General features: G+C 66.4%; 2 protein-coding genes. Both read left to right on the forward strand.

The annotated features are described in order from the left end of the window. Nucleotides 1-490, forward strand: a 490-nt coding sequence (ccmC, locus tag ACLJZ5_RS22050; protein WP_410959031.1) for a heme ABC transporter permease CcmC, incomplete at its 5' end; no start/stop codon positions are given. Further along, on the forward strand, nt 487-670 hold a 184-nt coding region (gene ccmD, locus ACLJZ5_RS22055; RefSeq protein WP_031626789.1), incomplete at its 3' end, for a heme exporter protein CcmD. The genes ccmC and ccmD, both read left to right, overlap by 4 nt.

Raw genomic sequence — 670 nt, forward strand, 5'->3', positions numbered from 1 at the left:
CTGGCAGATGAAAATGGCCAGCCTTGCCGTCGCGGCGATGGCGCCGGTGGGGGCGGTGTACACCTTCATCGCGCTGGTCACCGGCGCGGCGTGGGGCAAACCGATGTGGGGCACCTGGTGGGTGTGGGACGCGCGCCTGACCTCGGAGCTGGTGCTGCTGTTTCTCTACGCCGGGGTCATCGCCCTGTGGCACGCCTTTGACGACCGTAAAATGGCCGGGCGCGCGGCGGGCATTCTGGTGCTGGTCGGCGTGGTGAACCTGCCGGTTATCCACTATTCCGTCGAGTGGTGGAACACCCTGCACCAGGGCTCGACGCGGATGCAGCAGAGCATCGACCCGGCGATGCGCTCGCCGCTGCGCTGGGCCATCGCCGGCTACCTGCTGCTCTTTATGACGCTGGCGCTGATGCGGATGCGCAACCTGATTTTACTGATGGAAAAACGCCGCCCGTGGGTGAGCGAACTGATACTGAAAAGGGGGCACCGGTGAGTCCGGCATTTTCATCGTGGAGCGATTTTTTCGCCATGGGCGGGTACGCCTTTTTTGTCTGGCTGGCGGTGGCGATGACCGTGGCGCCGCTGGCGCTGCTGGCGCTGCACACGGTGCTGCAGCGCCGGGCCATTCTGCGCGGCGTGGCGCAGCAGCGGGCGCGCGAGGCGCGGATGCGTG

Origin of the sequence: Salmonella sp. 5800, from assembly GCF_046558195.1 — a bacterium.
In the GTDB taxonomy this organism is placed as follows: Bacteria; Pseudomonadota; Gammaproteobacteria; order Enterobacterales; family Enterobacteriaceae; genus Salmonella; species Salmonella enterica.